22 protein-coding genes are annotated in these 26,389 nt (G+C 46.1%); 12 read left to right on the forward strand and 10 right to left on the reverse strand.

The window, feature by feature from the left end; genetic code table 11:
• Positions 1-483: 483 nt before the first annotated feature.
• Together BGP75_RS04700 and BGP75_RS04705 are read left to right on the forward strand one after the other, a co-directional pair.
• Positions 484-2,133: a FecR domain-containing protein gene (locus tag BGP75_RS04700; protein ID WP_158070064.1), complete on the forward strand. Its 1,650-nt coding sequence runs from the start codon at positions 484-486 to the stop codon at positions 2,131-2,133.
• A 2-nt stretch (positions 2,134-2,135) separates the two neighbouring features.
• Positions 2,136-4,628: a bifunctional diguanylate cyclase/phosphodiesterase gene (locus tag BGP75_RS04705; RefSeq protein WP_076715831.1), complete on the forward strand. Its 2,493-nt coding sequence runs from the start codon at positions 2,136-2,138 to the stop codon at positions 4,626-4,628.
• A 72-nt stretch (positions 4,629-4,700) separates the two neighbouring features.
• Here the strand turns inward: BGP75_RS04705 and BGP75_RS04710 are convergent, their stop codons facing one another.
• Positions 4,701-6,743, reverse strand: coding sequence for a methyl-accepting chemotaxis protein (locus BGP75_RS04710; protein WP_083704630.1), 2,043 nt, complete (start codon positions 6,741-6,743; stop codon positions 4,701-4,703).
• Positions 6,744-7,159: 416 nt separating this feature from the next.
• Between BGP75_RS04710 and BGP75_RS04715 the strand changes: the two genes are divergently transcribed.
• Positions 7,160-7,633 carry a peroxiredoxin gene (locus tag BGP75_RS04715; RefSeq protein WP_076715834.1) on the forward strand — a complete coding sequence of 158 codons (474 nt, stop codon included), beginning with the start codon at positions 7,160-7,162 and terminating at the stop codon, positions 7,631-7,633.
• A 196-nt stretch (positions 7,634-7,829) separates the two neighbouring features.
• Here BGP75_RS04715 and BGP75_RS04720 read toward each other — a convergent pair whose 3' ends face one another.
• From BGP75_RS04720 to BGP75_RS04730, 3 genes are all read right to left on the reverse strand, one after another.
• Positions 7,830-9,161 (reverse strand): DegQ family serine endoprotease, encoded by a 1,332-nt coding sequence (locus tag BGP75_RS04720; RefSeq protein WP_076715837.1) that lies wholly within the window; start codon positions 9,159-9,161, stop codon positions 7,830-7,832.
• A gap of 193 nt (positions 9,162-9,354) precedes the next feature.
• Positions 9,355-9,795, reverse strand: coding sequence for an Hsp20 family protein (locus tag BGP75_RS04725; protein WP_198939275.1), 441 nt, complete (start codon positions 9,793-9,795; stop codon positions 9,355-9,357).
• 184 nt (positions 9,796-9,979) lie between these two features.
• Positions 9,980-10,741 (reverse strand): sulfite exporter TauE/SafE family protein, encoded by a 762-nt coding sequence (locus BGP75_RS04730; protein ID WP_076715842.1) that lies wholly within the window; start codon positions 10,739-10,741, stop codon positions 9,980-9,982.
• A 221-nt stretch (positions 10,742-10,962) separates the two neighbouring features.
• On the opposite strand from BGP75_RS04730, the gene BGP75_RS04735 reads away from it, so the two are divergent.
• The gene (locus BGP75_RS04735) at positions 10,963-11,547 is read left to right on the forward strand and encodes an XRE family transcriptional regulator (protein WP_143820979.1); all 585 of its coding nucleotides are present in this window, start codon (positions 10,963-10,965) and stop codon (positions 11,545-11,547) included.
• Between the two features lie 64 nt (positions 11,548-11,611).
• Here BGP75_RS04735 and BGP75_RS04740 read toward each other — a convergent pair whose 3' ends face one another.
• Complete coding sequence (locus tag BGP75_RS04740; RefSeq protein WP_076715845.1) at positions 11,612-11,998, reverse strand: Rap1a/Tai family immunity protein; 387 nt, start codon at positions 11,996-11,998, stop codon at positions 11,612-11,614.
• Positions 11,999-12,141: 143 nt separating this feature from the next.
• On the opposite strand from BGP75_RS04740, the gene BGP75_RS04745 reads away from it, so the two are divergent.
• On the forward strand, positions 12,142-13,173 hold the full coding sequence (locus BGP75_RS04745; protein ID WP_076715856.1) for a hypothetical protein: 1,032 nt from the start codon (positions 12,142-12,144) through the stop codon (positions 13,171-13,173).
• 55 nt (positions 13,174-13,228) lie between these two features.
• Here BGP75_RS04745 and BGP75_RS04750 read toward each other — a convergent pair whose 3' ends face one another.
• Positions 13,229-14,602 (reverse strand): L-serine ammonia-lyase, encoded by a 1,374-nt coding sequence (locus tag BGP75_RS04750; RefSeq protein ID WP_076715859.1) that lies wholly within the window; start codon positions 14,600-14,602, stop codon positions 13,229-13,231.
• Positions 14,603-14,876: 274 nt separating this feature from the next.
• Here BGP75_RS04750 and BGP75_RS04755 point away from each other — a divergent pair, with 274 nt between their 5' ends.
• The 3 genes from BGP75_RS04755 (at position 14,877) to BGP75_RS04765 (ending at position 19,928) form a co-directional block, all read left to right on the forward strand.
• A complete protein-coding gene (locus tag BGP75_RS04755) occupies positions 14,877-16,052 on the forward strand; it encodes an exonuclease SbcCD subunit D (RefSeq protein WP_076715871.1) in 1,176 nt (391 codons plus the stop codon).
• A gap of 2 nt (positions 16,053-16,054) precedes the next feature.
• Entirely contained in the window at positions 16,055-19,162 is a 3,108-nt protein-coding gene (locus BGP75_RS04760) for an AAA family ATPase (protein ID WP_076715872.1), read from the forward strand.
• A 364-nt stretch (positions 19,163-19,526) separates the two neighbouring features.
• The gene (locus tag BGP75_RS04765) at positions 19,527-19,928 is read left to right on the forward strand and encodes a GFA family protein (protein ID WP_076715874.1); all 402 of its coding nucleotides are present in this window, start codon (positions 19,527-19,529) and stop codon (positions 19,926-19,928) included.
• 266 nt (positions 19,929-20,194) lie between these two features.
• Here the strand turns inward: BGP75_RS04765 and BGP75_RS04770 are convergent, their stop codons facing one another.
• Positions 20,195-20,740 carry a site-specific integrase gene (locus BGP75_RS04770; protein ID WP_076715875.1) on the reverse strand — a complete coding sequence of 182 codons (546 nt, stop codon included), beginning with the start codon at positions 20,738-20,740 and terminating at the stop codon, positions 20,195-20,197.
• 256 nt (positions 20,741-20,996) lie between these two features.
• Here BGP75_RS04770 and BGP75_RS04775 point away from each other — a divergent pair, with 256 nt between their 5' ends.
• The 4 genes from BGP75_RS04775 (at position 20,997) to BGP75_RS04790 (ending at position 22,605) form a co-directional block, all read left to right on the forward strand.
• Positions 20,997-21,440: a transposase gene (locus BGP75_RS04775; protein ID WP_076715876.1), complete on the forward strand. Its 444-nt coding sequence runs from the start codon at positions 20,997-20,999 to the stop codon at positions 21,438-21,440.
• Between the two features lie 219 nt (positions 21,441-21,659).
• A complete protein-coding gene (locus BGP75_RS04780; RefSeq protein WP_076716213.1) occupies positions 21,660-21,953 on the forward strand; it encodes a BrnT family toxin in 294 nt (97 codons plus the stop codon).
• Complete coding sequence (locus tag BGP75_RS04785) at positions 21,946-22,155, forward strand: BrnA antitoxin family protein (RefSeq protein WP_076715887.1); 210 nt, start codon at positions 21,946-21,948, stop codon at positions 22,153-22,155. The genes BGP75_RS04780 and BGP75_RS04785 overlap by 8 nt, the downstream gene beginning before the upstream one ends.
• Before the next feature lie 183 nt (positions 22,156-22,338).
• Entirely contained in the window at positions 22,339-22,605 is a 267-nt protein-coding gene (locus BGP75_RS04790) for a hypothetical protein (protein WP_076715889.1), read from the forward strand.
• Between the two features lie 71 nt (positions 22,606-22,676).
• On the opposite strand, the gene BGP75_RS04795 is transcribed toward BGP75_RS04790, so the two are convergent.
• From BGP75_RS04795 to BGP75_RS04805, 3 genes are all read right to left on the reverse strand, one after another.
• Positions 22,677-23,630 (reverse strand): cycle-inhibiting factor, encoded by a 954-nt coding sequence (locus BGP75_RS04795; RefSeq protein ID WP_076715892.1) that lies wholly within the window; start codon positions 23,628-23,630, stop codon positions 22,677-22,679.
• 757 nt (positions 23,631-24,387) lie between these two features.
• Positions 24,388-25,077: a transposase gene (locus BGP75_RS04800; RefSeq protein ID WP_233152841.1), complete on the reverse strand. Its 690-nt coding sequence runs from the start codon at positions 25,075-25,077 to the stop codon at positions 24,388-24,390.
• 526 nt (positions 25,078-25,603) lie between these two features.
• Complete coding sequence (locus tag BGP75_RS04805) at positions 25,604-26,167, reverse strand: PEP-CTERM sorting domain-containing protein (RefSeq protein ID WP_076715895.1); 564 nt, start codon at positions 26,165-26,167, stop codon at positions 25,604-25,606.
• Positions 26,168-26,389: the final 222 nt, after the last annotated feature.

Below are 26,389 nucleotides of genomic sequence, written 5' to 3' on the forward strand. Positions count from 1 at the left end.
ATTGTCCAACAATCATCAATTTTGCGTGAATTTGCTACTTTCATCAGGAGGCTTCATTTGGCGACTGCTGATCAGCAAGGTCTTGAACAGGTGTCAGCAGTGATAATGGATATTCTTCCGGCAGCAGACTGATCAAAGCGCTGTCTTTTCAGTGTGCAATTGTCGGATTGAAAACGGGCAAATAGCTGGAGATACAACTACGCTGATTGTAGGTACATTTGTGGATACCGGTAGTTCAGGAAACTGAAAACAAACAGTTAGACCACGGAAGGTCCCGAAGGGCGGGTTTTATCGTGGTTGTCCGCTCGATTTTTTATGCTGGCTAAATTACAGGAAAGGACCTGTCATGTTGCTGAGGCTGGATTGACCTGGCTGGCATTCTGTTGCCAGCCAGGAAGATAGTGCACTGAAATATGTTGGTTCTCTAATCAATGAGGAAGCCTGGTACTGATTGGCAACTCTATGGAGTCGGAGGAAGGGGATATGATGCTGACCTGTTTCAGGCGCTCAATGCGTACTTGGTTAGTAACTTTACTGTTTGGAATCTCTTATGTTAATCCGGCGAATTCTGCGTCGGAGTGGGTCTATACCGTTAGTGATGGTGATACATTATGGACTCTTAGTGCGACCTACCTGAATAAGCTTAGTTACTGGAAACAATTACAGAAAATCAATGGCATCAAGAATCCGAATATGATCAAACCGGGTACGAGGTTACGTATCCCTTTGGCTTGGATTCGGGTGGAACCGGCCCCTGCTGTTATTACCGCTGTGATCGGGGAGGTACGATTACTTCAATCGGGCGCTGATCAATATTTTCCGGTAGCTGCCAATACGCTGCTTCATCTGGGGGATCGTCTGGAAACCGGTGACTCGACGACTGTTACAATACGCTTTGCCGATGGGACGACGGTTACTGTTCACGAGAAAAGCCAGGTCTCTTTGGATCACCTCAATGTCTATGGCGACACCGGAATGGTGGATTCGCGTCTGCGTTTGCAGCAGGGCCGTATTGATACCAAAGCCAAACGGGCCAGCGGCCCGGGAAGCCGCTTTGAAATTCACACTCCGTCGGCCATCAGTGCAGTGCGGGGCACCGTTTATCGGACCGCTGCCGATAACAGTGCGACATCCAGAGTCGAAGTTATCGGGGGGCAGGTCAGTGTATCTGCTGGAGCGAAACGAGAACTGATCTCTGCCGGTTTTGGCACTGTTGTAGAGCGGGGAAAGGCTCCCTTACAGCCTCAGAAACTGCTGCAATCGCCGGTCATTGATGCAGTACCCGATAAGTTAGAGCGTATTTCCTGGCCCATTACCTGGCAGGCTAACCCTCTTGCAAAAGGGTATCGTGTGGAGGTTTCGGCTGAAAGTACATTTGATACCCTGCTTTGGCAGCGAGCCAGCTCTTCGAACCGAATCCAATTTCCAGACCTTCCCGATGGACATTATTTCCTGCGACTGAGAGCGATTGATCAGTTGGGGCTTGAAGGGTTGAATGCTCAGCGGACAATTCATCTGGATGCTCATCCGGAACCTCCGGTCCCTCTTCAGCCTGCCGATGGTGAAGTGATACGCGGAACTGTTCCTGAATTACGCTGGACTGCCGTTACCGGAGCGCATCGCTATCGATTGCAGGTTGCTTCTGATCTGCGGTTTGAGCAGCTGTTAATAGATGATGACAGCCTGGATAGGACAACATTGCAATCTCAGGATACGGCCCGGGTCGGAACCTATTTTTGGCGACTTGCTACTATTGCTGAGGATGGCGAGCAAGGACCCTTTGCGCCTTTCCGAACAGTCGTGGTGAAACCGGTTCCGGTTAAACCAGAGCCTGAACTCAGTGTTAACAGCGATTCGGTACTGGCGTCCTGGAGTAAAGGAGGACCGGGGCAAACTTACCAGGTTCAGGTAGCCTCGAACGAGGAATTTGATCCGTTGTTGCAGGATGAAACTGTTTCCGAGCCTCGCATATGGCTCGAACGGGAATACAGTAATCTACGTTTTATGCGTATCCGTGCTATAGAGCCCGATGGTTATCAGGGCCCCTGGGGAACCCGTCAGCGTATTTATCCACCCCCCGATAAAGGCTGGCTGTTTGTCGTCGTTCCAGGAATTTTTGGCTTGCTGTTTTAGTCATGTTCATCGACTGGATACATCGTTTTTCAGGCCCGCTGATCTGGGGCGCCATATCAATTGTTGTGGCACTGACGTTGGGTTCTCTGGGGCTTTTTAATCGACTGAACCTGATATTTTATGATTCTCTTATGGCATTTCAGTCTCACTCAGTCGATGAAGTGGTGATTGTTTCAGTTGACGAAAAGAGCTTGTCGGAACTGGGGCGCTGGCCCTGGTCCCGCAGAGTTCATGCTGTAATGCTGGATGTGCTAACGCAAAGTGACGTGGCTGCTGTGGGTTTTGATATTCTTTTTCTGGAAGAAGAGAAAACTGATCCTGAAGCTGATGCAATGCTCGCGGACGCTATTCAGCGTAATGGCAAAGTCGTATTGGCTGTTGCCCCAAAGGCAACCGCAGTCGAGCATGATATACAGGAATCATTGCCCCTGCCGCTGTTAGCTGAATCGGCCGCTGCTCTGGGTCATGTCGATTTTGAGCTGGATGAGGATGGTGTTGGCCGCAGCCTGTTCCTTAATGCAGGGTTAGGTGATGCGCGTTGGCCTGCAATGGCTTTGGCATTGGTGCGTCTGGCTCGTCCAGAACTGTCAAATAAAAGTTCAGTTGATTTTATTGGTATGGAGGACGCAGCAGAGTCTCTGGTTCAACGCCCCCATGGCTGGGTGCGTAGTGATCCATTGCTGATTCAGTTTGCGGGGCCTCCGGGGCATTTTCAACATATATCCTTCGTCGATGTATTGCTGCAACGGCTTGATCCTGAGGTATTCCGGGATCGGATTGTATTAGTGGGTTCCACAGCTACCGGACTGGGTGATGCGCTCTCAACTCCTTCAACCGGTTCTCACGTGCGTATGCATGGTGTTGAGGTCAACGCTAATGCAGTCGATACAATTCTTTCTGGTGCAGGAATAACGACACTGGACAAGTATCAGCAAACCTTTCTGACAGTCGTACTTATTCTGAGTGCTGCTCTGTTTATTTTTCTTCCACCGGCAAGATTTGCTCCTTTTGGTCTACTTGTTTCCCTTGCCGTTGCCATTGTCACCTCCGTATTGATGTTTACTTTCTGGCATCTCTGGTTTCCACCAGTTACCGTCCTGGTTGTTCTGGTATTCAGCTATTTTTGCGGTGTCTGGTTCAACTTACAGTCTTCTACCCGTTCAACCCATCAACTGAGTGAGCAACTGAAACAGCATGAACAGTGTGATCCGGTTACGAAACTTCCAAATCGGACGATGTTTCATCAATTAGTTCAGGAGGCAATCCGTGCAGGCCGAGGAAAAGGTCATACACTCGGCGTGATGGTCATTCATGTGGGACGTCTTAAAACAGTTAATGATCGTCTGGGCTTTGCCTGCGGTGACCGACTCCTGCAAATGGTAGCTGAACGTATTAAGCATATTGCAGGGGCTGACAGCCAGGTTGCGCGTTTAAGCGGTGGAGAGTTTGGTGTTCTGGTTGAACGGCATCGTACTTCTACATCGATGAAACCGTTGGGAAAGCAATTAGTGCAATTGTTACAGCGTCCTTTTTTGATCGAAGAATCACAGTTCTTAATACCTCCCAGTATCGGTGTGACTCTCTGCTCTTCGGACAGCGAGGATGCTGAGTCTTTGGTCAGTAATGCTTATTCAGCGATGAGACAGGCTAAAGAGGACCGCCATAACCGGTTACAGTTTTACTCTGCCAACCTTCGCAGGGAAACTTTAAAGCGCTATGATTTGGAGCAGGCGCTGGGTCAGGCCCTTGGCAATAATGAACTGGAAGTCTATTACCAGCCACAAGTGCTGGCAGAGCAGGGTCAGGTGGTTGGAGTAGAGGCACTGCTTCGCTGGAAGAATAGTCGACTTGGGGCTATTTGCCCTGACGAATTTATTCCGGTTGCCGAGGCAACCGGGCTTATTATACCTATCGGAAACTGGGTACTGGAACAGGCTTGTATTCAGGGGCAGCAATGGCGAGATCAGAAAATCGGTTCAATCAGAATGGCTGTAAACCTGTCAGCAGTTCAGTTTGTTGATCCGCACCTGGTAGAGAATGTCAGGCAGATCCTGAATTCTACCGCGCTGCCACCCTCGCTACTGGAGCTTGAAGTGACAGAGGGCTCATTGATAGGGGATTTGGATATCGCAACGGATACGCTTGCTGCGCTGAAAAAAATGGGGGTAGGGTTATCCATCGATGATTTTGGTACAGGGTATTCATCTTTAAGTTATATCAAACGATTGCCGATAGACCGTATTAAAATAGACCGCTCATTTGTACGTGATATTGGTACCAGTGAGGAGTCATCTGATATCACATTGGCAATTATAGAAATGGCTCACAAACTGAAACTAAAGGTCGTTGCCGAAGGGGTGGAAACCCAGAAACAGCAGAACTTCTTAAGTGATCATGACTGTGAAGAGCTGCAGGGGTATTACTTTGGTCGGCCCGTTCCAGCCAGCGAGTTGACCTCTTTGCTGGAACGGAGTAACGGCTTTTCCAAAGGCTAAAGCCCCGCAGTCGCTTTCGGGGCTGGGGCCCGCTTCGACTATCACCATCCCGATCCGATTTGAAAGTCGTTTTTAGCGGGTCGAGGCTGAGTTTGACAGCTTGAAGGTTTGGGATAAATCATGCAGGCCTGAAGCGAGCAAAGCTTGTTCATTGGCGGCCAGGGATATTTGCTGGCCTCCTTCTGTCGTTTCGTCTGAAAGATCGTTAATGCTGCGAATATTTTGAGCAATTTCATTTGTTACCGCAACCTGCTCCTCTGCTGCCGCAGCGATTTGTTGGCTCATTCCTTTGATTGAAGATACTGCAGATTGAATTTCGCTAAGCTTCTCTTCCATATCATGGGCTTTCTGAGCTGTACTGGTTGCTGTTGATGTGCAATTGTTGATAGCTGTTGATACCAGCCCGGAATCATCCTGGAATTTGCTGATCAGAGTTTCTATTTCCGTGGTGGATTCCTGAGTCCGTTGTGCCAGAGAACGAACTTCGTCGGCGACTACTGCAAACCCTCGGCCCTGATCTCCCGCTCTTGCGGCTTCAATGGCCGCATTAAGGGCGAGAAGATTGGTTTGTTCCGCGACGCTTTTGATCACATCAACAACAGCAAAGATATTGTTGCTACTTACATTAAGCTCCGAAATTCGTTGATTGGCGTGGTTCATTTCTTTAACCAGAGTGTCAATTTTATCAATTGTATTTGCTACGATTTCAACGCCATCTTCGGTTACCTTATCAACATGATTAGCGGCATCTGCTGTGGCTGAAGTACTGCTGGCCACTTCTTGCACTGTCGCTGTCATCTCTTCCATTGCGGTGGCTACCATTGTTGTTTCAGCACGCTGGCTTTCGAGATTTCTGTGGTTATTATCCACCGATGATGAGGTTTCTTCGGAAATCGTAGCCAGCTGGTCACTCTTGCTGCCAATTTCCTGAATGATTCCTTCGAAAATACAGATCATGCTATTAAATTGTTCCGCAATTTTCCCCAGCTCATCCTGAGATAGCACCTCTGCACGTGCTGACAGCAGCCTCTCTTCTGAGGCCTCCATCATCGATTTGCTGAGACTGTTCAGTTGACGAGTGAGTCCGCGCACCAGGGCGAATCCAAATGTAATAACGATAAGTATCAACACCAGGACGCTGGTTCCATTCACTATCACTGCCTGGTTTGCATTGCTGTATCGTCGGGCAGTCAGCGAAAGCACATCTTCGGTTAACTGATCTTCCACCCGTTTGAGTTGGTTTATCCGTCCCGTTGACTGATCAAACCAAGTGCTACTGTCGATACCAAACTGCCCAGTGGATGATTTCTCCAACGCTTTAGCACGCATGTTATAGGTATTTATCACAGACTGATCGTTCATGCTGGTATTAAAAAACTGCAGGTGTTCTGATGATGCTGACTTGCTGAATGTATCAAAATAAGTGTCTTGTTCAGTGACCAGCTCGATAAAGTGCTTGTAGGTCTGCTGATTAAACTGATCCATATTAAAGACTGTGCTGAGCACTGCCCGTTCGATACCGGCCCGTTCCTTTCCTTGCAGAAAGTTGTAATAACTCTGAAGCTGATTGGCCGTTAGTCCATCTTCAGATAGCTGAGCGATAACAGCTGTCACCGATAGCAACCGGGTATTGAGGGCAGTGTAATAATCGATGGCATCTTTAGCTGAGATGTTTTGGTTATTAACTTGCTGGCGAATATTTTTGAGTTTATTAAGCTCAGAGCGAATGTTCTTTAGTTGGTTATTGACCTGAGGGTGCTCAACAGAATTTTCCAGACTACCAAGAAAGTTTTCTCTGTCGGTCAGTGCACTGTCAGTGTGCAGCTGTTGGCCCTTCAGCAGGTCACCAAATGTTGCACCCCTGGAGTTTAAGAAGCCGGCAGTAGCGCCACGTTCTTTCTGCAGTTCGTGAACCAAGCCATTGTTATAAGAGGAAATCGATACAAGCTGCTGAATATCGGCAGAACTGCTTCTGACTTCAGTCAGGTTCAGCATGTTCAGGCCTGCAAAGTAGAGCAATCCGAGCAACGCTGGCAACACCAGTAAAATCAGCTTAAAACGAAAGGACAGATCTTTAATGATACTCATAGCGGCTACTCCATTTAAGTCGTTCATACAGGCCGTCCTTGAAATACAGCCCTATGGTACTGAGTTGCATATAGTGTAGGCGTTTGCAGCAACGCCTAAACCGACAGTCTACTTGCTCCAAAAGGAATTCTTGAATGCTCAACGGCAGCTGATACCTGCCAATTGTGCTCAGGCATAAAACAGTATAGGTCTAGTTTTTCGAATAGGAGACATCGCTGTTTGATTTAGCCGAGAGGATTTATAGAATTATATGACTATCCTCAATAAGTGAATGATCTAAGGTTTCCGACAGCGCTCGAAAGAAGTAGCAACTGACCGCGAACTGGGCTTAGGCGCCAGTGTAAATTAATACAGCGGGTAGTTATATACATCGAGTATGTGATATTAGTCAATATTTGACTAAAGAACTAGATCTACAAAGATTATCAATCAGGAGAGCACCAATGATCCAGTTAGGAGAAAAAATCCCCAGCACAGCAATCACTTGTGTGGTTGGAGATGATCAGACTATTGTAAAAGCTGACGAATACTTTGCCGGAAAAAGGGTCGTATTATTTGCTGTGCCTGGTGCATTTACTCCGACCTGCTCTGCATCCCACCTGCCAGGATATGTTGTCCTGGCGGATAAGATTCGGGACAAAGGTATTGATCTCATCGCCTGTGTTTCTGTTAATGATGCTTTTGTCATGCGAGCCTGGGGTAATGCTCAGAATGCAGAAGCCATTACGATGCTGGCAGATGGCGGAGGAGTCTTTACCAAAGCCCTGGGGCTTGAAATGAACACTGGAGATTTTGGTGGTTTAAGGTCTCAGCGTTATGCAATGTTGATTGAAGATGGAGTGGTGAAGGTGCTGAATGTGGAAGAACCTAAAGCTTTTGCTGTAAGTGATGCGGAAACCATGCTGGCAGCCTTATAAGCTGGCTGCTCTGCTATTTGTCCGTTGGTTATGTGGCCGTTGATTATTTTTATGGCGGTCTTTTTATGGCCGGTCACTGTGTAGCTAGCGTTTACAGTAGCTCATATTGTAGTAAAAAAGGGGTCTGTATCAGGCCCCTTTTCATGCTATCGATGATCAGAATAACCATCAAAAACGAATGTCAGATAGTCAGGTTTTATCTGGATAGTGCCAGATAGAGAGGAATTCCGTCACGATCAATAAGTAACAGGATACGACGGTATCGACTATTGGTGATTTGCTTCAGCTGCTGAAGGTTGTTAATGGGTATTCGGTTGACCGAAATGACACGATCACCTTCTTGGAATCCCGCCTTAGCTGCGCGACTGCCAGGTTTGACCTCTGCTATAACGACACCTTCCGGGCTGTTGGCTAAACGGGCTCCGACAAGTTGTTGATGCAGTTTTTCGCCGTCTTCGAGCTGGGAAGCCAATGCTTCCATTTGTGCGAATATTGTTAATCTGCTTCCGTCACGGAGTAGCTGTAGTTGAACGGCGTCTCCCACTGAAAGTACACCCAAACGGGAGCGCAGTTGCGCTGTTTGTTTCACTCGTTTGTTATTGATACGAAGAACAATATCGCCTGCTTTGTCGGCAGCAGAATCTGGAACAACCTGAGTAATCAGTACCCCCTTTTGGTTGGCTTTGAGGTTAAATGCAGCTGAAAGTTCGGGGGTTAAATCCTGCATGACGATCCCCAGTAGCCCTCGCTTTACCTGGCCATCTTTTTTCAGATGGTTGGTGATGGTCTGAGCCATGTTGCTGGGGATGGCAAATCCGATACCAACGTTTCCACCGCCTGGGGCAATAATTGCGGTATTGATACCTATCAGCTCACCACGGAGGTTTACCAGCGCTCCTCCGGAGTTTCCCGGATTGATAGAGGCATCTGTTTGAATGAAGTTTTCAAACCCTTCTATTCCCAAACCGGAGCGGCCCAAGGCGCTGACAATCCCTGTGGTAACTGTTTGACCAAGGCCAAATGGATTACCGATGGCAATAACAAAATCACCGACTTCCATTTGATCCGAATTGGCCAGCGGTAAGGCTTTAAGGTTGTCCGCCTTTATCTTCAGTAACGCAAGGTCGACTTCCGGATCGCTGCCGATCAGTGTTGCCTGAAACTGACGTTCATCTGTTAAAGATATATGGATTTCATCCGCATTTTTTATAACGTGGTGATTAGTGATAACCAGTCCATTTTTCGCATCAATAATAACTCCCGACCCGGCGCTTTGGGTCTGCTGCTGACGCTGTTGCTGAGGTATGTTAAAAAAACGTCTGAAAAACGGGTCCTGGAGCAGTGGATTGCTGATTCTCTGAGTGGTGAATGTGGATATATTGACAACGGCAGGTGTAACTTTCTTCAGCAATGGTGCTAATGAGGGAAGCTCTCTACCTTGAGCATCTGCGAGGGGGAGGGCTGCTTGACTGAGGATCGGATTGAATAAAAGCGGTAAAACCAATAGCAGGATACGAATCAGGCCCATTAACTAATCTCCCAATGCTGTGGACTTAATAAGCTTAAAGAGGCTTTGAGTTCAACCTAACGGGTAGGTTCCGTGATAATGATCCATTTAGAAGGTGTAAACAAACCAGGCAACTCAGGGAATTAAGCTGCCTGGCCAGATTCTATAGGTAGAACAGATCTACCTGTTATAACGAAAGAGACACAGCAACTTGCTAACTATCGAGCAGGGTTGTTCCGTTGCTGATTTCGATCTTGCGTGGCTTCATTGCTTCTGGGATTTCTCTTTCCAGATCAACGTGGAGTAAGCCGTTTTCAATAGACGCGCTAACAACACGAACATAATCAGCTAATTGGAAGCGACGTTCGAATCCCCGTTCAGCAATACCCTGATATAAAAACTGGCGCTTGTCGCTGCCACTGGGCTTATTACCCTTAATCACGAGAGTGTTGGCCTGGCTTTGAATGTCCAGGTCTGCATCGGCAAAACCTGCAACAGCCATCGTTATACGGTATTTGTTTTCGTTCAGCAGCTCTATGTTATAAGGAGGGTATCCGTTCTGGCTGTTACTGTTAGAAGCATTCTCAATGAGACTGGCCAGACGATCGAAACCAATGGATGAACGGTATAGTGGGGCGAAATCAATATGCATAATCATATCCTCTTCGAGCAATATGTGGTTAATGCCCTTCAAGTGAACGGACATAGTAAATAAAACGTTGTTTACGACTAACTTAGTGGCCCCTAACGGCGACCGCTTTTTACTATATGGGGATCGTTGGCAGGGATCCAAGCCCTGGGTGCCATATTCTTCGGTATTTTTTTATCCTTCGTTTTTGTTATTGGAGCCCCAGAGCCCCTTCGTAAATCAATTTTATTCCAGTCACAAATAGCAGGCTGTAGCAAAGCAGATAGAACCAGAATTCATTGATTCGATGGTGTAAATAGATGCCTAAATAAACACCAACTGGCGCTAATCCAATCAGCGCCAGAGAGGTCGTTAAATTGCTGTAATTTAGCAATCCGAGCATTGTGTAAGGTATGAGTTTGACATAATTGACCACCGTGAAGAAAACAACCGTTGTGCCTACAAACAATGTTTTGTTGAGCTTCTGGGGTAGCAGGTAGATATTGATCGGGGGGCCTCCGGCATGCACGCTGAAACTGGTGAATCCCGCCAGCATCCCCCAGAAGCCGCCAGTGACTGGATCTGGAGTTGTGATTTTTTCAGGTACTTTTCGTATTTTTCTGTACCAGTAGTTGATGGTAAAGCCTGCTGCGATCATACCAACCATTAGTTTGATATGGGCTTCCGACAGATACTGGTAGGTTAGCGCCGCGAAGGTAATACCCAGAATCGCGGCGGGTAGAACTATCTTGAGATTGGTTTTGTCGTAACTGCCCCGAAAGCTCCACATACCCACCAGATCCATGACACAAAGGATTGGTAGCATAATAGCGGCCGCTTGAAATGGGTGGATGACCAGGGCCATGATTGGCACAGCAAGAATGCCTAAGCCCCCTCCCATTCCTCCTTTGGATATGCCAACGATAAGCACAGCGGGAATGGCAGCCAGATAAAAATAGGGGTCATCAATCAAACTGATAATACTCCGGTAAGATACAGGCAGCTTAACAAACAGCCCGGTTTGATTCGGGTATGAAAATTGCCGCCTAGGTTACCTGAGTTTTCGTCTAAAAACTTATAGGATGATCCCCCCGCTGTGAATAGTACGATAAACTAGGCGGATTCCGGGAATCTGTTGGCTGGTGTACAGGGTATCGTCCTGGTAACTGTCTAAATATTAGTAATAAATACAGAGTGAGTAAAAAACTAATGGAGCGTTCGACACCTAATCTTGGCGCAGCACTAAAACAGGAGCGTAAGCAGCAGGGTTATAATTTGGCTCAGCTGTCGGAACAGTGTGGTGTCTCCCGTTCAATGCTCTCCGAGATTGAGCGGGGAAATGCTAACCCTACTTTTACTACTTTGTGGAACATTACTCAGGCATTGGGGGTTTCCATCGATGAACTGGCAAGCCGATGTGACAATCGACCTTTAGAGTTCATTGAGTATCTCAGTGGCCAGCAAACCCCGAAAATGGTCAGTGATGATGGGGGGTGTCAGCTCAGGGCTCTGAATCCGTTATCCACCGCAACTCAGTTTGAATGGTATGAACTGGTTTTCGAGCCTGGTGGAGCATTACACTCAGAGCCTCATGCAATGGGAACGGTAGAGCACCTGTCATTAGTAGAAGGGGAGTTGAAAGTTCGCCTGAATAAGGATCTGGAACAAACCATTGAAGACCTGGGGACCTTGCGGTATCCCGCCGATGTGAGTCACAGTATTATCAATGACGGGAATTGTCCTGCCCGCGCATTTCTGGTTCTGCAAAGAGATAACTAGTCAGGGTACCCATGAACAAGTTTATTCGGCTTTTGGTTACGTCATGGTTTTTCTGATGATCGCGCTATTTACAGGGAAAGGCCTGCCTTAACGCTTGGACGGTGAGTACCGATTCGTTCTGAAACAGTCGTTCTGGATGGCTTTCAAGATAACTGACGACTAACTGTGCTGTTTCTGTATGACCCAGGTGTTTTCCTTCCAGACAGAAATAAGCATTTTTCTTGTCCTTATCCTCATACATTCGATTAGTCTCCCGTACCCCTTGCAATAAACCGAGACAATAGGCCATTTCTGCTTTGCGATTGAATTTTTCAGGAGCTTTGGAGAATGCAACGGCGGCTTGGCATCGCTGTAATAAATAGGTGCCGTCGGCATGGGTGCTAAAAGGGATAAAACACAGGACAGCAACGAATATACTACGGGCCAGAGGTGTCATTTTTTGTTTTCCCATTCCAATTTGATAAATCTTCCCTCAGTATTACCGATCCTGTTTGTTTCCAGGGAATATAGTTCAGAATTAGCTACACTATCTTCAGCTGTCAACTATCTGCGCAAGTCTTTAATTGCCAGTACATTACTTGTTGGGAATACAGCATGGCTAAAATAGCGTTGATTTACCTCCTTGATTCATCTAAAGCCAAACTGCCAGAACATTTCGGAATGAAAATGGCAGTCGAAAAATTTGTTCATACCTATGATTCGGTTCTAAAGGATTGCGCTCTTTCTAAACTTGCCTATACGGATTCTACCGCGTATTGCTTACGTTTCTTTAAAAAACCTTTTAATACTGAACTGGTCATCGTAGTGAAAGATCTTGATCATCAGGGCCGTAGCAATCTGTCTGAAACTTGCCGTCAGCAAGCAGCTGAAATTTTAGAAGTAACCAACGACAGTCTTTTCTTCCACCCTGACTACCAGAACCGGGCGATGTGGTTACCAAGAGGAGTACAAAAGCAGGAGTTTACCAATTTGCTCACTTCTTTCAGCGGCGCTTCTAATATCAGTCTTGCAGATATGCCACGTTTGGATACTCCCGACAGCTGGATTATGAATCATCCCCAAGGGTTTATTACCGGCAGTAAAAATGAAAATGATTTTATTCGAGGATTGATTCTTTATACGCTGGCAATGTCTTATCATCTCCATTTCAGTCATTTCCTGAATCGACTTTCTTTTGGATCTGACGCAGGGGGTGACCAACTTAATGCCTTGCTGCAGGATAGCTACCGTTTTAAGGCCCTTTACTATTTTCAAAACCCCGTGCTTCCGGCTTGTCGTCAGGATCGTTCAGTGTATCGTCACCTGGCCCAGTCCATGGATTTTGATCAGTTGGGGGCTGAACTGGACGGCAAACGGGTCGATATTGTCAGTTTGATTGGCATCCGGCAGGGGCGAGCTACGATTTCTTCAGGTGCTGAAGTTGATCGATTAAACCCGGGTATCCGGCAGCGTCAGGTCCGCTATGAAGAAGAAAACCATGGAGGCAGGCGCTTTGCTACTGCTGTCATGGTCATACTGCTTTTTTTACTGGGTATTACCGGCCTGTTTTTATTTGAGTACGGCATAGATGATGCCCAACAGATGGTGGAGCAGTGGATCAGTAATCTGAGTAACTGGAAAATATGATCTGCTGAAGCGGTTTAAGTCGTTATCCACAGGGGCTGCAATAGTGAGAAAGCTCCTAGCATTCAATGACATTAACCGCTAAACCCCCTTGTGAGGTTTCTTTGTATTTGGCTTGCATATCTGCCCCCGTATCCTTCATGGTTTTAATCACTTTATCCAAGGATACGAAGTGGCTGCCGTCGCCGCGCAGGGCGATCTGAGTTGCGTTGATCGCTTTCATTGCCGCAACAGCATTTCGCTCTATACAGGGGACCTGAACCAACCCGGCCACGGGGTCACAGGTGAGTCCAAGGTTATGCTCCAAGCCAATTTCAGCTGCATTTTCAACTTGCTCAGGGGTTCCGCCCAGAACCTCTGTCAAACCCGCTGCGGCCATCGCACAGGCTGAGCCGACTTCCCCCTGGCAACCCACTTCAGCTCCTGAGATAGAGGCGTTTTCTTTACAGAGTATGCCTATCGCAGCTGATGTCAGAAGAAACCGGACTATCTGGTCATTATTGGCAGGGCAGCTATAGCGCTCAAAATAATGTAATACCGCAGGAATAATACCGGCGGCACCGTTAGTAGGGGCTGTGACTATCCGCCCTCCTGCTGCATTTTCTTCATTGGTTGCCAATGCATAAAGATTAACCCAGTCCATAGCTTCAAGACTGCTGGTGATCATGTTGTACTTGCTTTTACTTTCCAGTGCTTTGTATAGATCCGGAGCTCGACGCTTTACCCGGAGTCCTCCTGGCAATATTCCCTGAGTTTCGATTCCCTTTTGTACAACGGCTTTCATTATTGACCATATCTGTAGCAGGCCTGTGAATATTTCTCCTCGGCTGCGCCAGCTTTGTTCATTTATTAACATAAGTTCGCTGATGCTTATCTGTTGGGATTTGCACTGTGCCAGCAATGCTTCTGCCGATTTGAACGGAAAAGGTGGAGAGGCTGATATTGATTCTTTAACGCTTGTGTCACCCAGCTCGCATATAAAACCACCGCCAACCGACAAATAGGTACGTTCTAACAATGATTCATTTTGGCTGTTGAAGGCACTGAACCGAATACCATTAGGATGCTCCGCCAGCGCAGTATCATTCATCTTCAGGTCATTGACTACATCAAACTTAGTCTTATGAGTACCGTTCAGCATCAGCTCAGGAGAACTGTTCAGCTCATCCAGGCACTTATGCAGTCGCTCAGGGTCAACTGTTTCCGGCTGTTCGCCGGTGAGGCCGACAATTGCTGCTCTATCTGTACCATGGCCAGGGCCGGTTGCACTTAATGATCCATAGAGTTCGATGGTGACTCGGGCAGTCTGAGTAAGCAACGCCAACTGCTGTAATGCAGTGACAAAGCTATTGGCTGCTTTCATTGGCCCGACCGTATGGGAGCTGGATGGGCCTATGCCTATTTTGAACAAATCGAAAACACTAATAGACATCAGCTTCTCCTTCTCGCTCTACTGATCGGTATAAATCTTTTATTACTGGCCCTGTAGATAGCTTAGTCCATGAGAAAGGGTTATCTTTCGGCGGATGGTTCAAAACCGATTATATCTGTTTCACAGAGTGGTTGTTAAAACGCTACACTGTGCCCTTTCTGCTAAGGAGTCTGTGAAATAAGTCGGTTATATTCACAGCGAATCCTTTGAGGTCCGAGGGACTTGTTTGTCGATTTCCTTACCAATACATAACATTTTGCGGAACTCTAATTATATGCGTTTGCTTCATACTTCCGATTGGCATATCGGTCGTCAGTTTCACAATGTTTCGCTGCTGGAAGATCAGAGACATGTGCTCAGCCAGATCGTTAAGATTATTGCCGAACGCGAGGTGGATGTCCTGCTGGTTGCCGGGGATGTGTATGATCGCTCAGTTCCTCCAGCGGCAGCCGTTGCATTGCTGGATGATGTACTTGATCAGATTTGTCGAGAGCTGGGGGTACCGGTAATCATGATTGCTGGCAATCATGATAGCCCTGAACGCCTGGGTTTCGGTGCCCGACAGTTGCTGGGAGCCGGATTGCATATTATTGGACCATTGGAGCAAATGTTAACACCGGTGGTGATTCAAACCGAAACCAGCTCCCCGGTTGTTTTTTATGGTATTCCTTACGCTGATCCGGCGATGGTCAGAGATTGTTTTGCCGTTGAGGTTTCGACTCACGATCAGGCGATGGCTTTTCTTTGCGAGCAGGTAGATCAACACCACAAAAACAGTGATTACGCTCATTCTCCCTGCGTTCTGTTAAGCCATTGCTTTATCGATGGTGGCGAATCCTGTGAGTCGGAGCGGCCGCTGTCCATAGGAGGGGCTGATCGGGTTTCGGCAAGACACTTCAAAACGTTTAACTATACTGCGCTGGGCCATCTTCATGGCAGACAGTTTAAGGGCTCTGAGTCGATTCGCTATTCCGGCTCTATTTTAAAGTATTCCTTTTCTGAGCAGCATCAACATAAGTCTGTGGTGTTGGTTGATATTAATGAACAAGGGCAAAGTGAAATTGAGCAAGTCTCATTGACACCATTGAAAGATATGCGGGTGATTGAGGGCGAGCTGACTGAGCTGTTAGCGGCGGGTGAAAATGATCCTGAACGAGAAGACTATCTTTTGGTACGACTGACAGACAAACACGCGATTCTCGATGTTATGGGAAAGTTACGTAAGGTTTTTCCAAATGTGCTGCATCTGGAGCGGCCAGGGTTAATGGCTGAGGGAACGCTGACCGCTGTCCGAAAAGATCAGCTAAAAAAAGGTGAGCTTTCAATGTTCAAGGATTTTTTTCAGCAGGTCAGTGGTGATCCGTTAGACCCGCAGCAGTCTGAAATGGTGGAGCAGGTGCTGGAGTCGATTCATCAGCAGCAGCTCAAGAGTGACGGGGACAACGTGTAACGATGCGCCCGATATCTCTAACCATGACCGCTTTTGGACCTTTTCCGGGAAAGGAGTCTATTGATTTTAATCGCATGGGTGAGAACCCTCTGTTTCTTATCAACGGCCCTACGGGATCTGGAAAAACGACCATACTGGACGCTATTTGTTTTGCTCTTTACGGCAAAACCACAGGGGATGAAAGAGAAGGCAGTCAGATGCGGGCAGATCTGGCGACAGCCGGGCAACTGACAGAAGTTACTTTAGTGTTTGAACTGGCAGGCCATTATTATCGTATCCGACGAGTTCCTGAACAGCTCAAGCCTAAGGCAAGAGGAGAGGGGGTGACGCATCAATCTCCTGAAGCTCAGTTGTGGAAGCTGGAATGCTCTGCAAGCAGCGCTGAGGTGAATGGAGTCGTATTGCTTCAGGAGTCTGAAAAAGAGCAGTTGATTGTTTCCAGCAAAGTTACGGAAGCAACCCGGGAAATTGAAAACCTGACGGGTCTTAATGCAGACCAGTTCCGTCAGGTGATGGTACTTCCACAGGGTAAATTTCGACAACTGCTAATGTCCGACTCTAAGGAAAGAGAGCAGATTTTTAGTCAATTATTTCAGACTCATGTTTATAAGCAGTTGGAAGAACGGCTTAAGTTCAAAGCTTCAGAGATACGTCAGCAAGTTGAAAAGCAGCGCCAGCGCAAGCAAGGGTTGCTGGAAGGGACTGGTGTGGAATCTGAGCAGGAGCTGGTCAAAGAGCTGGAACAGCTGCAACCACAGTTGTTATTGGCGAATGCGGATAAGGAACGTCATCAGCGTCAGTTTCAACAGGCCGCTGAAGCGCTACAAAAAGCCAATCAACTGAGTAAGTCCTTTCAGGCGCTCAACAGTACTCGGATGGAATATCAGCAGCTGTTAAGTAACAGCGAGCAGATCAACGCCCAACGCCAGCAGCTGGAGCGGGCAGAGCAAGCGCAAAAACTCAGCCCGGAGTTTACCCAATGGCAGCGCTGTCAACATGAGCAAAGTCAGATTGATGAGCAATGTCAACTGGCGGAGCAGCGGCTGCAAGAAAGTCTGGGACGGTTGCAGAAAGCTCAGGTGTCGCTGGATAATTGTCCTGGGCTGGAGCAGCAGCTGGATGGCTATAAGCAACAATTGGCATTGCTCCAGTCCTATGGAGCGAGAGCCGAGGAGCTGAATCAGGCTCAACAACGATTTAAGCAACAGCAGTCAGGGGTTGATACGCTAGCTCAGCAACAGGAAAAAGAACAAAACGCCCTTGCAGCAAGTTTGGCTGACAAGGAACGAATGGAGCGGCAACATCAGCAGTTGCAGGAACAGCTTCTTTCACTGACGGATAAACAGCGTAGCCTCGATCAATTAAATGAGGTTATTCGAATCAGGGTTGAGTTTGAAAAGGTCATTAGCGAGCAAAGCAAAACTCAACAAAGGTTGCAGCAGGCGGAAGTAAAAGGAAAGCAACTTAAAGCTGGCTATGAACAGCAGCGAAATCAGACAAAAATGCTGGAGATGCGATGGCATCAAGGGCAGGCGGCATTGTTGGCTCTGGAATTAGAAACCGGAATGCCTTGTCCGGTTTGTGGTAGCCGTGAGCATCCTGATCCGACAACAGATGATCAGTTGACACCAAGCCAACATGAATTGGATCAGGCCAGAAGCCAGGTTGAAGCTGCGCACCAACAATTGATTGATGCGCGGGAATCCTATCAGGGAATGAAAAAGGACTATGAGCATCTCTGTGAAAAAATCACGCAGTTGCAGGGGCGCTTAACGGAATTACAGGCACCGGATATCAGCAGTACAGAGCTAATTGTGCAGCAATCAGCTTTGGAACGGGAAGTGAAGACTCTGTTCGCCCAACAGCAGCAGGCTCAACAGTTGTTGATTGAGCTGCAGCAGCTAAAACTGACTGAAGCTGATTTACGCAAACAATCAGATGTAACCCAGAAGCTACAGACAGAGCAACAAGCACAGTTAGCTGCGGCTAAAAGCCAGTTGGAAAGGGCCGAAGCAGAGCTGCCGGAATCCTATCGCCTTTCGGGAGCCCTGGAAAAGGCTATATCCCAGGTGCAGTCAGAAATCGCTGACCGGCAAACCAACATTGAGCAGATACGACAGCTGTTTCAGCAATATAGCGAGCAGTGGCATGCTAATGAAGCGACGTTGAAATCTTTACAGGAACGAAAAGTCCAGCTGCAGGAAAAGCTGGCAATTGCCTCCGTGACCTGGGAGCAAGTTTTGGCTGCCAGTCTGTTTGACTCAGAACTGGCGTTTCAGCAGGCGCAACTTGATGACACGCAGATTTTGACACTGAAGCAGGCAATTACAGATTTTGATCGTCTTAGCGCTGAACTAAAAGGGGCAGTGACGCAGCAGGAAGTTTCGTTGAAAGAGCAGCAACCACCCGACCTGGAACACTATCAACAGAGTCTGGTGGCGGCAGAAGAACTTAAACGAGCCAGTGATGCCGCATGGCAAGCGTTGGATCGGCGGATAACTCAGTTATCAGATACTGAAAAGAAGGTACAACAATATCTGGCAGAGCAAGCTGATCTTGAAAACCATTACCGCATGGTTGGAACGCTGAGTGATGTGGCCAACGGAAAAACGGGGAACAAGATCAGCTTACAGCGCTTTGTATTGAGTGTGTTGTTGGATGATGTTCTGATCGAAGCCAGTCGACGACTTAACTTAATGAGTAAAGGCCGCTATCAGCTGCTTCGTAAAGAAGACCGGGCCAAAGGCAACAAAGCGTCAGGGCTGGAGCTTGAAGTGGAAGACGCCTATACCGGTAAGGTCAGATCAGTCGCAACGCTTTCCGGTGGTGAGAGCTTTATGGCAGCGCTGTCCATGGCTTTGGGATTATCAGATGTGGTTCAAGCCTACGCAGGAGGGATCCGCTTGGATACGCTGTTTATCGATGAAGGTTTTGGCAGTCTCGATCCTGAGTCGCTGGAGTTAGCGGTTCGTACTCTGATCGATCTTCAGGCCTCTGGTCGAATGGTTGGAGTTATATCTCACGTGACTGAACTGAAAGAGCAGATGCCGGTTCGCTTGGATGTTATCGCGGACAGGGAAGGGAGCCGGGTCAAGTTAGTCGCCCCCTGAGTCAGCTTGAATCTGGATCAATTTGTAAAATGTAGCTGCTTGAAAACAGCCATCCAGGAGTTGAGGTCCTTGAAAGCTTGATCCCTTTGGCTCGCTTCCCCGGTTTTTACACTCGCTTTGCTCTGGACCCAAAGAATAAATTGGCGCAATATCAAGAGTATCTGAGTGCGTAGGTGGAAATATCGCGCATATCACTGCATGGAAACGCGCATGCGCGTTATGCCGCAGAACGGAGGCTGTGAATGTCTGAAAAATTTCTATAGTTTCAATTTCTTACATGGATATCGGCCGATTAATCGGACCGACAAACCGAGCGTGCGCGATATACAAATGTTATGTGTAGAGTCAGATACGGGTATTTAGGATGAATGTTACAGGATCATGTTTATGTGGTGCCGTTAGCTTTGAAGTTAATGGCGAATTTGAAAGTCTATATTTATGTCATTGCAAACGCTGCCAAAAAGATACAGGTTCAGCACACGGATCAAACCTGTTTTCTTCTTCGGCAAAGTTGATATGGAAAACGGGCGAAGACAGAATTAAGTCTTATCAGCTACCATCAACTAAGCATGTAAAAAGTTTTTGCTCAAATTGTGGTTCGGCACTACCAAGTTTACAAATGAACAATCAATTAGTTGTTGTGCCGGCAGGCAGCTTAGACCAAGATATATCTATAAAACCAACAGCTCATATTTTTACCTCTAGCTCAGCTTCTTGGGCAAAAAATATGGACAGAGTAACTTCTTATGAACATCTACCAGAATAAACACATAACTAATACGGATAGGTTGCGCGCAGCCGCAACTTAATCCGATTGTTGTACGAGCCCGTATCTTATTAAGCAATTATCTCGGTGAGTTTTTCTGGTGCTTGAGCGTTAGTCTGAAGAGCTCTATATCCAAGCCGAATGAGGCCGCAGCCGCTCGACTGGTGTGTTGGCGCTATGACATAGATCCTGTTTTTCCTTCGTTTTAGTGCACTTATCCTCGGAGCTTTTTCCCTTCAGTCGGTTGATCGGAGCTTGATCCGGGCTCAGGGCCTAATGAATGGAATGACCAGCATAGGAAGAGCGCAACAGGGACAAAGTCGTTGTGTTTTCTTATGCTGAAGGTAGTCCTGCTCAGCGATCTTCATTTTCAGTATGAACTGTAGCCGCTTGAGGGTTCGCTTAGCATTACCGTGCAAGAAGCCGTAATCTCGCGTTCGGCGTAGTCTGTAGTGGTTAATGGTGTTGCAGACTTCTTCTTGAGAGAGGACGTCTTGCAGCGATTGCACTTTCGGCGGCTTGACGATATGAATCCACACCCAAGGTCGCTCAAGCACATGCTTATAAAAAAACTGGATGGCATTACGAGCGACCTTGACCATATTCCAGGAACGGCGGTCCACGAGATCCAGAAAGTAGATTTTGAGTTGCTCAGCAGTCAGGTTATCGGGACAGCAATCAAAAAAGTCACCAACCTGGCGCAAACAACGCGAATACATATTGATGGTTTTAAGGCTTTTCCCTTGTAGGGTTAATTCGTTAAGACAGCGTTGATATAAAGAGTCGAAACGGATTTGGTCTTCTATGTTCATGATGAAACTCCTCAAACAGCCTTCAACGTTGAAGGGTCTAAGAAGTACGGTTGATCAATCCCTCTGCCGCGAAGCGGCTTCGTTCAACAAATCAATCAACGATCGCCCTTCGGGCTCGGACCTCCAAAACGCTGCGCATTTTTCTGGCCTGTTATTGAAGCGTTGAGGCTGTCGGAAAAGTCCTCCAGCCCCTGGCGAATGGAGTTCATTCTCGCTAAACTCGGCAAAAAGAATTTAATCGCAGATAGGGCAAGGGATGGCACGCTTCAAACACTACGATTACAACCAGACTAAAATGATTCCATTGCGGTTTGCAGATCAAATCCAGCCCGGTACATTTGAACATACCCTCAATCATGTCGTTGATAATGATCTTGACCTGAGTATCTTCGAGCAGCGCTATCGTAATGATACAAACGGCGCGCCTGCTTATGACCCAGCCATACTGCTAAAGATCGTCTTATTTGCCTATTCAAGAGGCATCACGTCCAGTCGATGTATTGCTCAGGCGTGCCGCGAGAATGTGCTTTTTATGGCGCTTTCCGCCGACAGCGAACCTCACCACAGTACCATCGCGGACTTTGTTACCCGGATGGATGAGGGGATAGCACCGCTATTTACTCATGTTTTGATGGTTTTCAACCAGATGGGATTGATCGGTCGAGAGATGTTCACGAAATCGGGGAGACCCAAACATTGAAAGCTATCCCCAGAAAAATAACAATTTGATGGATGTCCTTGAGCTTTGCGGGTCGAATGGTTGGAGTTATATCTCACGTGACTGAACTGAAAGAGCAGATGCCGGTTCGCTTGGATGTTATCGCGGACAGGGAAGGGAGCCGGGTCAAGTTGATAGCACCTTGAGTCAGCTATCCTTCAAAAATTTGACTATACTTACACTGTAATTACAATGTATTCCATGGCTCAGTTACTATTTGAATGGGATTCAAGCAAAAATACGTCAAACATCAAGAAGCACGGGATCTCCTTCGAGGAAGCAAAGACCGTGTTTACTGACGAGTATGCCCGAATGATTGGAGATCCTGACCACTCTGAAGATGAAGACAGGTTTATTCTACTAGGTACGAGTATTGATTCTCGTTTGTTGGTTGTCTGTCACTGCATCAGAGAACAAGAAAGTATACGCATAATTTCTGCGCGTAAAGCTGACAAACAAGAACGTAATATTTATGAGAGGTATCGTCATGCGTGATCATTATGATTTTTCAGATTCAGTTAAAAACCCTTACGCAAAAAAGCTTAAAAAACAGGTCACTATACGATTGGATGAAGACACAATCGTATATTTCAAAGAGCTGGCTGAGGATAAGGGTATTCCATATCAAAGCTTAATCAACTTGTATTTAAGAGATTGCGCACAGTCACATCGGGACTTAAAAATGCAATGGCAATAAGCAGTTAATCGGCTATGTTCGCACTAAATGTTGATTGGTCTCGGTAGTAATGAAATAATCCATAAAATCAATAGATTGTCTTGTTTTTGATTGTTGCTGGTAATTATTTAGAGAGCCGTAGGGCCAGCCCCCCTGGAGATACGTTTTCCTGTAATCTGACAGTCTTGTTATCTAAAATAAATAATGAATGATATTACCTACAAAAATTTCACATTAAGAGTTCTAACCGATGGTTTAAAACTATTAATAATTGATGATAGCAATAAGGTTTTGCATGAAATTGAACCTCCAGATAACTCTGGATTTTATTTCCCTGTTGTTACTGAGATTGACGGTCCATGTGTGATTGTATGTTTTGATCAAGATCATAAAATAAATGAACGAACTGATTGGCGATTTACTGTAGATATCACGACAGGTAGGATTGAGCGAAAATGTCCATGGGTTTAGAAGCATTAAATGCAAGAGTAAATATTACACAACAGCCTATCTGTCTGAGGTTGATCAATAGATTGTGACTGTTAAGTAGATCTAGAAGAGGCCGGAAGATTTCTTATTTCGGACTTCTTTCGTATATTTTCGATATTGTTTTTAAAGTTATCTGGATCTACAGTATGGAAGTTAAATCTTAGGCCTTTTTCACCTGCTCTTAGATATCTTTTTTCATCGACTTTTTTAGAATCCTTATCTTTTTCAAAAAGCTCTGTTAATTCATTTTTCAGTGTTTCACCACTTTGTCCTGATTCTGATTTATCCCAATAGGTTACAAAGCTGGATAACTTAACCGGACTTTTACCGGAAGAATCCATCCATTCTTTCAGTTTAAGAGGGGGCATCACTCCATCTCCCATATCCGTTTGGTACATAAATACAGACATGTCACCTGGATCAGACTTGCTTTCTTGTGGTGGGATGTCAATTACATAGGCATGTCCTAAACGGGAGTCTTGAACACGTATAATATTGGTTTTAGTTGAATCAAGATTTTTGAGTGTTTCTTTTAGTGAAGAAAAACTTGAGAAGCCTCCTTCTTTGGTTATGTTTTCAGGATTGAATGGTTTTTTTCCCGGTTGATCGACAAAGGCATGAATGAGAAAGTTAGCTGATTCGCCACATACAGGAGCTAAGGGCCTTTCGTTTAAAGGAATTCCCATCGCTACTGCAGCGCTACGACCTCCCACTGCATTAATCAACTCCTGTTGAGTTCGGTTGATTTTTTTAAGTATTTCTCTTGGTTCTAAATCATTGATGTTACCGTGAGCATCATCCTTAAAAGCTGCAGCAATACTTGGATTTCTTTCCATTTGGGAAGCTAGTTCATAAACAATTCTGGAATTTTGATAGAAAGCAATATCACTTAAAGGAGGATCAGCAGCAACCTGGGCGCTTACTGCGTTATTTTGGGTTGTATTACTACTCGGAGTAAAGTTGATTTTATTTGGTGAATTTTCAGGTTGGGAGGTGGAACCAATCACAATTGCACATGCCTCTTTTTCAAAGGATAAATCGAATTTTATATCCTTGAGTAGAAAGTTTTACTTCGAAGTTCACAATTTTTTAATTTATCGGTGCGACTGCCGTCGTTTAGTATTCTTTCTATCTCGACCAGAGAGTCTGGCTCAAACAGGTGAGCTACGCATCGTTGGTGATTTGGTTATCAGAAAATGGGACTTAGAGCCGTAGGGTCACCCATTAGCCAGTAGAGGTCAATAAGCAGCACTAAATTCTACAGCAGTGGGAAGCCGTATATTTTTCAATAACGGCGACTAATACGCACCCATAGCCTTCAGTTAGTGGATGCGGACTGATCTGCTCCAGTCACCCATCAGAATTAAGGAGGCTTTGCGGCCTCCCTTGGCTTTTAGCCCCAGAAGGTCATTGGTTCCCATCCTCTAAGTGGTTCAAGGTAAGGGCGCATCAGTTAAACCATTATTTTAAGGAGAATGTATCTGATTCCATTCAGACCCATGGTTTCAACCAAACCCCATATTGGTTATCAGATACATTCATACTGTTTAGCCAAATAATCGACTTGACTGAAATGGAACCTGATCGCGCATAACGTAATAGCAGGCTCGCGCCATTTTATGTGCCAGTGCTTTCGTGGCAACCGCCCCATTACGTTGTACTCGCTTTCGTTGGTAAAACCGATGTGCGGCTTTGTTGTAACAGATAATACGATGGGCAGCTTCGACAAAGGCCTAGGCTAAGTATTTGTTACCATTTTTACTGTTATTTTGGCTCTTTTTTTTTGCCATTGCTGAAACGGTGTGCGTCAACGCAACGACAATAGGAAGCAAACTGACCCACCGTTGGAAAGCGTTTTATATCACCGGTTTCCAACGCAATAGTGGACCCGAGTATAGGTCCAATTCCATCAACTGTTTGCAGCGACTGAAAATCGGAGCGTGGAGCGACCTGTGCTTCGACACTGCGTTCTATGGCGCTGATTTGCTCATTCAGAACCTTCAACAAGTTCAAACTACACTGTAAAACCAACCGCTGGTTGGCATGATCAAGGTAGCTGACCAATTGAGTGTTAATCTGTTTGATTAGGGCGCAGTTTACTTTAACGCCTGTACAGCGCCAAATTTGACTTTGTGCGCTAAGCAAGAGAGTCACTCGATGACGAACGAGCTGGAGACGCTTTCGCAATAAATCACGTAAAGGGCGCTCGGCTTGAGGATAGATATATCCAGTGGGCAATATTCCCAAACGCATTAGATGTGCCAACCAAAAGGCATCATAAGCATCATCGGTATGCTTCAGTCCTTTATATTGCTGAGTAGCGGTGGTATTGACTAAACAAGGGTTAAAACCTGCATCTTGTAACCCATCAACTAACCAATACCAGTTAAATGTAGATTCAACGGCAACGCCCTTTAGCTCAAGGCGAAAAGGTAGCAATGCTCCGAGAATCATATCAATGTTATTAGGTAAGCGTTTTTGTAAGAGGACCTATCCTGTTCGTCAATAACGACGACAACACTATTGCCAGAATGCAGGTCAATGGCGGAAAATAAGTTCATGGCATCCTCCTGTAGCGGCAAGTTAGTTTGCGCACTACCAGCCTACTCCGATATCGGACTATGGGAGGCTGGCTATATGATTTTCAGGCCTCTCTGGAGACAATAGAATGTATATGCGTGAAACTTTTACGGATTTTGAGTCGCAAGCTCTATCAGGAGAAGAGCACGGTGGCATAAGTTTAAGTGTAGATGTGGGAAAAGCACAACACTCGCATTAAAGCCGTTCCAGTACACACTTATTATTGGGTCGATTGAAGGTTGGAAAACATAGCAAGCGTTTAATTGATGCCTTATACAGGTGTGGTTTTATCCCGATTTATTGGACACCTGATTAAGAGTCGATAATCTGCTTTAACCAGGTGTTTAAATCTCCTTGAGTTTAGTGATTGGAAATCTAATTAGTTGGTCACCTCACAGCATTAGGTGAAGTCTTTTCTTCGTCCAAAATAGAGGCCTATTAGACCAAGGCCGAGTAAAGCGATAGATGTAGATTCAGAGACCTGGGCTGCTGTAATGGTAACATTGTCTATAGCGGCAAAACCACCAGCTGGATCATTCCAACTGATACTTCGTATCCCTACTCCCGACAGCGTCACTGGACCGGCAAATTCTCCTGAACCAGTGCTGGCTTGAAAAAAAGAATCAACAGTATTGTTAAAAATATTTTTGGCGACCATATCAAATTGACCAGAGTTACCGCCGAATATAAATTCGAAAGAAGTTACATCGAAATTGAATCGTAGACTTGCTCCGCTTCCGAAGGAAGCTATATCTAGATTATTTCCTGTAGCTCCCAATGCTTCAAAATCGACATCTGTTGATCTTGATACAGCACCTAGAAAGGTAATAGTTCCTTCGGATGTAATCAGAGGAGCGTTTCCTAAATTTTGCCCCGTAGGATTAGTATCCATATCCAAGTATATTGTCCCAGCATTGGACAGGCCTGAAAGAAAGAGTGCACAGAGGAATGCCAATTTTTTCATTAATTTTCCCTATAATGATTGTCTACGGTTAAAGAAGCCATAAGAAAAACAGTGTTGCCCATTAGCTAACCGAGGTCAATAGGCATCCACTAGTAAAAATATTATTGAGTGGTTCATTTTCGGATTGATAGTAACGATAACATCAAGCTTTCTAGTATCCTAATCGTTAGGTTTTATTAATCTAGTGGGAAAATATGTTTGCCAATAGCGTCTGAAAGCCCT

It is taken from the genome of Motiliproteus sp. MSK22-1, assembly GCF_001968815.1.
Classification (GTDB): domain Bacteria; phylum Pseudomonadota; class Gammaproteobacteria; order Pseudomonadales; family Balneatricaceae; genus Motiliproteus.